Raw genomic sequence first — 7,683 nt, forward strand, 5'->3', positions numbered from 1 at the left:
TTGCATGAACTTAAGTCAACTTCAACAACGCCTGGAACAAGCCTTTTATATTGAACAGCACCGGATTGTCTTCTGGTACGATGCGGAACAGTCCTTTAGCGAAGAAGTAAAAGCTTTAAATCTGGGGGATGTCCAGATTCTGAATATGGCAGAAGAATCGAGTCTGGCGATCAAGCTCAAACTGGAACTGCAAGATCAGCAGGGCAAATACTTGCTGTATTTCCCATACCCTGAGCCTGAGACCGAAAAAGACTGGTTACTGGACATCAAGCTGTATTCACGCAGCTTCTATGCCGATCGTTTCTCGATTATTTTCAATGAGCTGGGTTTACAGCAGCAGAGTCTAAGAGAACATCTGGCCAAACGTGAAGAATTCCTTAAAGCTAAAGCGCGTTTGAGCACCTTGAAACGCTATATTCAGTCTGAGGCAGATGAACAGAATCTGGATATGGCCATGATTGCAGCTGTGGTCAAGGCTGATAGTGCCGAGCTGATGCATATCGTTCTGGCGTTGGCAGATGAAATGGTACAGCAGAATCTGAGCCTGGAAGTGAATCCAGATTCCTTTGCTGAACTGGAAAAATTCCAACTGGTGCCAGCTTTAGTCACAGCATTACAGGCGGAAATTGGTTATCCAGCATCGGTTGAAGAATTGAATGGGGAAGTACCATTCAAGCTCGGTACGTTCTTTATCCGTTTGATGAGCACAGGTTTCTGTGAAAGTCTGGGCGATATACCGCTATGGGCTCAAGAACTGGTGATGTCATCCGTCAGCTCCCGTGCAACAGCCAGAGCCTTTTTGTCGCGCTGGAGAGACAGCTCCAAATACTACCCAACCTTCGATACGCTTTCCCAGACCGTGGCAAATGCACTGCGGATTCAGGAGAAGGTCGGGGCCTTTGATCTGGGGCAGCTGCTGGATGTCATGACCTTTGAAGTGATTGAACAAAAGATCATTGTCGATCTGGCCAGCCAGATCCCTGCAGCAACCAAAGCTGAACTGGAACATTTCAGAACGATTATTTCTACCCGTCTGGATGGCTATTGGGCGTCCAAACATAAGGACGATGCAACCCGCCGTAAATACCGTACCGTCTATACAGCGTTGCAGGCAGCGATTGAGCTGTTCAGTCTGCGATTGCAGTTTGATTCTGGGTTCTATTTCGACTCTAGTGAAGCCTTGTATAAAGCCTACGAGCAGGAGTTGTATCGCTTTGATATGGCCTATCGCCACTACAGTGCTGCTTCTCAACGCGCTCATGTCGATATCCTGAAAAAACTTGATGAAGAAGTCGAAAATTGCTATTCCTACTGGTTTATTGACCACTTGGCACGAAACTGGGGAGAGCGGGTTGAAGCTGAGCAACGCTTGAATGTCTGGAAAGTGGCAGATATCCCAAATCAGCAGAACTTCTACGATACCCACGTCAGACCCTTACTCAATTCTGCAACGAAACGCCGTATTGTGGTAATTATCAGTGATGCTTTCCGCTATGAAGCTGCAGTAGAGCTGCGTGATCGAATCAATGAAAAGCGTTATTCTGAAGCGACCTTGTCTTCACAGCTGGGCGTTGTGCCAAGTTACACCACACTTGGCATGGCTTCGTTGTTGCCGCATCAGACTTTGGAGTACAAAGAGGCCGCAGGGGATGATGTTTTAGTAGATGGACAATCTAGCAAAGGGACTGCAGCACGATCCAAAATTCTGGCTGCCTATAATGGATTGGCAGTAACCGCTGAAATGGTAAAAGGCTGGTCGCGTGATGAAGGCCGTGAAGCGCTGAAAGATCATGAGCTGATTTACGTTTATCACAACGTGATTGATGCACGCGGTGACAGTGCCTCGACAGAATCAGAAACCTTTATGGCGGTAGAACATGCTATTGAAGAGCTGACCGAACTCAGCCGCAAAATCTTAATGCACTTCAATATTTCTACCCTGTTGATTACAGCCGACCATGGCTTCCTGTTCCAGCAAAGTAAACTGGAATCTGCGGATCGTTCAAGCTTGACTGAAAAACCTGCCAATACATTGAAGAGCAAAAAACGCTATGTGATTGGGCATGGTTTACCAGAGAGCAAGGAAGCCTGGAAAGGCTCAACCCAAGCTACGGCAGGCACATTATCTGCGACTGATTTCTGGATTCCAAAAGGGGCGAACCGTTTCCATTTCGTAGGAGGCTCACGTTTCGTGCATGGCGGCATCATGCCTCAGGAAATTGTGGTACCGGTACTGATGGTAAAACAGCTACGTGGTGAAAAGGCTGGACAGCGGACCAAGCGTAAAGTTGAGGTCATTTCTACCAAATCCACGCTGAAGATGGTCAATAACATCCAGAAGTTTGATTTGATGCAAACTGAAGCTGTCAGTGAGCTGGTCATGCCAGTGACTTTATCCATTGCCATTTATGATGGGGATCTTAAAGTTTCCAGTGAAGAAACCCTGACCTTTGATAGCAGTACAGACTCTGTTGCCGATCGGGTCAAGCAGGTCAGACTGTCATTGTCTGGCACTGATTTTGACCGTAAGAAAGATTACTTCTTGGTACTGAAGGACAAAGATCTGAATATCGAGATGCAGCGCTATAAGGTCACCATTGATCTGGCATTTACCGATGACTTCTTCTGATAACGAATTAACGATAGAGCGTAGCCTACATGGAATCTGCTAACGATAAAGAACTGGATCAGCTGCTGAATGAACACTTTGCTGGGCGGGTGGTACGTAAGGATCTGACTAAACTGATCAAAGAAGGGGCCAATGTCCCGGTCTATGTACTTGAATACCTGCTGGGAATGTACTGTGCCTCGGATGATCCAGAGATCATTGAACGGGGACTACGTAACGTAAAGACTGTGCTGGCAGAGAACTATGTACGACCTGATGAAGCTGAGAAGGTGAAATCCCTGGTTCGTGAACGGGGCAGTTATAAGGTCATTGATCGGGTGACCGTAAAGCTGAATGAGCGTAAAGACAAATACGAAGCATCATTTAGTAATCTGGGCATTAAAGATGCTGAAATCTCGGCAGGCATCGTCAAAGAGTATGAAAAGCTGCTGGTCGGTGGTATCTGGGTCATCGCCACACTCAGCTACTACTTTGATGAAGGGCAGACCAGTTCTCCATTTGGCGTGAGCTTACTCAAGCCGATTCAGATGCCCAATATGAATATGGAGGAGCTATTCAATGGACGAGCAGCGTTAAGCACTGATCAGTGGCGCGAGAGTTTAATCCGTTCGATCGGCATGGAACCGGCTTCGTTAAAAGAGGACGTGCAATGGCACCTATTAGCGCGTATGGTTCCGTTCGTTGAAAATAACTATAACGTTTGTGAACTGGGACCACGCGGTACCGGGAAAAGCCATATTTACAAAGAGTGTTCACCGAATAGTATTTTAGTCTCTGGTGGACAAACGACTGTCGCCAACCTGTTCTATAACATGAGTAGCCGCCGTATTGGTCTGGTGGGGTTGTGGGATGTGGTGGCCTTTGATGAAGTTGCCGGTATTTCCTTTAAGGACAAAGATGGCGTACAGATCATGAAAGACTACATGGCATCGGGATCTTTTGCCCGTGGCCGTGAACAGATGGAAGCCTCAGCTTCGATGGTTTTTGTGGGTAATATCAACCAAAGCGTGGAATCTCTGGTTAAAACCAGCCATCTCTTGGCGCCGTTCCCTGAAGCCATGATCGATTCAGCATTCTTTGATCGCTTTCATGCCTATATCCCGGGTTGGGAAATTCCAAAAATGCGTCCGGAGTTCTTCACCAACCGTTATGGTCTAATCGTTGATTATCTGGCTGAATTCTTCAGAGAAATGCGTAAGCGTAGTTTTGCGGATGCCATTGAGAAGTACTTCAAGCTAGGGAATAACCTGAATCAGCGTGATGTGATCGCCGTTCGCAAGACTGTTTCTGGATTGATGAAGCTACTCTACCCACACGGTCAGTTTGAGAAAGAAGATGTACGCCAGTGTCTGGAATATGCGCTACAGGTACGCCGTCGTGTCAAAGAGCAGCTGAAGAAAATTGGTGGCATGGAATTCTATGATGTGCATTTCAGCTATATCGATAATGATACCTTAGAAGAACATTTTGTCTCAGTCAAAGAGCAGGGTGGTGGCGGACTGATTCCCGAAGGTCCAGCCAAGCCAGGTTTCTTATATACCATTGGGCTCAGTAATAAAGGCATGCCAGGCTTATACCGCTTAGAACTTCAAGTCACCAAAGGTTCAGGAAAATTGGCGACATCAGGCTTATGGAATTCAAGCAGTGCCAAGGAGCAGGTCAAAATTGCTTTTGATTACTTCAAGGCCAATGCATCCAGAATATCGGGTGGCAGTAAGGTGCTGGAACATGATTTCCACTTACATGTGGTGGAATTACAGAATACCGGCCCGCTCAGCCATCTTGCTCTGCCAAGTTTAGTGGCTTTTGCTTCTGGCCTGTTAGGACGATCGGTACAAAGTCAGATGGTGGTACTGGGTGATATGAGCTTGGGTGGTTCAGTGACACCGGTGGAAAGTATTGCCGAATGTCTTCAAGTTGCTTTTGATGCGGGTGCCAAGAAGGTTGCTTTGCCAATGAGTAGTGCGGCAGATATCCCTACGATTCCTGTGGAACTGTTTACCAAGTTCCAGACCAGCTTCTATGCAGATCCGGTGGATGCTGTGTTTAAGGGGCTAGGGGTGGATTAAGTTGATTCTGTATAAATCAATTAAAGAGAAAAGCTTTTAAAATGATTAGGAAATATGAATCACATGAAGGATTTAATAACAGCTATTTTGGTTAAACAGCCCAAACTTACTGCTAGAGAAATTGCCAAAACTCTTGGTATTGAAAAGAAAGAAGTGAATGCTTTTTTATATCAAAATCAAGATATATTTTCACAAGATGAAGCCTTTTGCTGGTCTTTAGCTATAAACCCGTCAGTTAAAAATTTAGAAAGACCAATGATGAACTCTGAACTTGAATTAAATGATATTGTTAAAAATAAACTGATTCAATTGTTGGATTATGTATCTCATCAAGCTGAGGATACTCAAAAAATTCAATATGAAATGAGTGGTAATAGATTTTATTCTTATGATCTAGAAAAACTTCGTGGCTTAAAAATTCTGAATGATGACGATTGGTGGTTTCAAATTGAAAGATTACAGCTTCAATCGATGCCGAAACCATCTGAAATACTCTCTTCATATATTCATTTTGATGCCGAAAAAGAACCCACTGTTAACTTTTCTAGTTTAAATAAGATTGTATTTTTCAAAGAAGTTCATCAATTCCGCTTGCCCTACAGTAGCGTGACATGTGATTTGATTACTAAAATTGACATACTTCAGAAGCTATTCAAAGAATTCGAAAGTTATCAAAATATTTGGAAAGATTGGAAACAAAATAACGATGAGATTAAAAAATCTATTGTTGTTTACGATAAGTTATTCTCATGGAATACAGCGATTAATTTAGGTGGAACAGGTGATGGTGAAGAAATTGTTGCAGGCTTTGGCTTAGTTGACTGGGTACTTCCAACGACTCAAAAATCTTACTCATATCCTCTTATTACTATCCCGTTAGAAATGGAGATAGAAAAAAATGGATTAATACGTGTAGGTGCCAAAGATACACGTGCCAATATAGAAATGGATGCCATCTTATTAGAGGATGATCTGCCTACTTCAGGACAAGTAAAAGTAACCTTAAAAGAAAACTTAAATAATGGTCGCTCATTACGCCTATTTGAAAGGGAAACTTACTCTGATCTAGTTAATGCCTTCGTCGCGAATATTTTTTCAAAAGGAGCAATTGTTGAGGCTGAAAATAGGGCTATACCATCTAAAAATCTAGCGGTGACATTAACATCAGTATTGTTTAGTCGTCCTAAAAGAAATTCTATTTTAAGCGATGACATTGAGTTATTAAAAACTAAACTTAATGACCCTTCAGTGGCTATACCTGAACAACCTTTATCGTTAGTGACAGAATTAAAAAGCGATATTAATCAAAAAGAGACTTATAGTTTTAGAGGGCGTTCTGGTACTGAGGGATTCGGATCAAAAGTTGAAGAGCTTTATTTCCCGCTGCCTTATAACAAAGAACAAATTACTATTGTTCAGAATCTGCTAACCAGCAGTGGTGTAGTGGTGCAAGGTCCACCAGGTACAGGCAAAACACATAGTATTGCCAATATTATCTGTCACTATTTGGCGAATGGTAAAAAAGTACTGGTAACTGCACAGCAGTCACATGTCCTTAAAACAGTACATGAAAAGATTCCTGATGAATTAAAGCCTTTAGTAGTCAGTCGCATTGGTTCAAGCAAAGAAAGTAAAAATCAGCTTGAATCTTCAATCGATTTGATTGTGCAAAAAATTACCCAAATGAATGTTGCAGAAGTTCGAAAAACGATCGAAGTTCTAAAACATCAAATAGATCATAACCATCATGAAATGGCTTTGATTGATCGAGAAATATATAACTTTGCAGAAAAGCATTATCAAAATATTGAAGTAGATGGTAATAAAAAATTACCTATGGATATCGTGAAAACGGTATTAGAAAGTAGAGCATCCTGCGAATGGTTTACCGACCAATTAACTTTGGAGGAAAAAGACCAGTTTCCTTTTTCCCAGATTGAGTTGATTCAATTGAGAGACTCAAGGAAGAAAATAGGTATAAACTTACCATACATAAATTATGGACCTCTGCCAGCTCCTGAAAAGCTGTTAGATTCGGCGAGCCTGAAGAAATTAAGTGAGTTCTTAAAAGAAAAAGATGAGATTGAGGAATTCTTAAAGCAAAATGACCTACATAGTTTCAAGGAAACTATTTCTGAATCAGAAATTAATGAGCTAAGAGATTGGTTAAAGATTTATCTAGAAGATCTAAACTTTGTTCTTGATCATGCAGAACCATGGTTATTGAGCTATTTCAAGAAGATAAATGCAGAAGATAAGGCTATGGAACTTGATATCTATAGTAACCTTATTCAAGAAGTTCAGCCTTTATTGGAATACAGGAAAACGCTACTAATTGATCCCATAGAGCTGAATTTTGAGATACAACCAAACTCAAAAGAATATCAAGCTGTTCAACGTGCTGTTGATACAGGTAAGCCATTTAATTGGTATCATTTTGGTACTGCTGAATTACAAGACCTTTTTAAGTCGATTAAAGTTTCTGGAAAATATCCTGATACATCAGATGAATGGAAAAGACTTAAAGAATATCTTGATAGAAAGCAGACTCTTAATATCTTTATGAGCAAATGGAATAGTATTGCCGCACAATTAGACATTCCTTTAATTGAGTTAAATAATCGTAATATCGATGAAATATTAAAAGAGTTCACGCAGCTCATCAGTAGAACCCAAAAATGCCTAGATTTAAAAAATAAATATTTGGATCAATTTAATGCGAATTATTTAAAAGTTTTTAAGAGAGCTAAATCTTTTGATTTCTACGGATTACCTAAAAATATTGATGAGTTGATTCAATTGTTAGGGCAGAAGTTAAAAATATTTAATTTAGAAGTCTATCAACAACAACTGGCTGATCAAATCCTTTATTTATCAGAGTTTGGTAATAAAATATCAAATCAGTTAAAAAAAATTGTATCTCAGATTGATTCCGATTCATTACATGAAAGTGAACTTGGCGAGTATGCTGATTTATTAAAAAAA

General features: G+C 41.4%; 3 protein-coding genes. All 3 read left to right on the forward strand.

Annotation, left to right across the window (positions count from 1 at the left end; all coding sequences use genetic code 11):
* Positions 1-4 precede the first annotated feature (4 nt).
* Entirely contained in the window at positions 5-2,629 is a 2,625-nt protein-coding gene (gene pglZ / locus D9K81_RS12855; protein WP_121523428.1) for a BREX-1 system phosphatase PglZ type A, read from the forward strand.
* Positions 2,630-2,658: 29 nt separating this feature from the next.
* On the forward strand, positions 2,659-4,698 hold the full coding sequence (gene brxL, locus D9K81_RS12860) for a protease Lon-related BREX system protein BrxL (protein ID WP_121523430.1): 2,040 nt from the start codon (positions 2,659-2,661) through the stop codon (positions 4,696-4,698).
* A 63-nt stretch (positions 4,699-4,761) separates the two neighbouring features.
* The coding region (locus tag D9K81_RS12865; protein WP_147433937.1) for an AAA domain-containing protein at positions 4,762-7,683 on the forward strand (2,922 nt) is incomplete at its 3' end.

This window comes from Acinetobacter chengduensis (assembly GCF_003664645.1).
Lineage (GTDB): Bacteria > Pseudomonadota > Gammaproteobacteria > Pseudomonadales > Moraxellaceae > Acinetobacter > Acinetobacter chengduensis.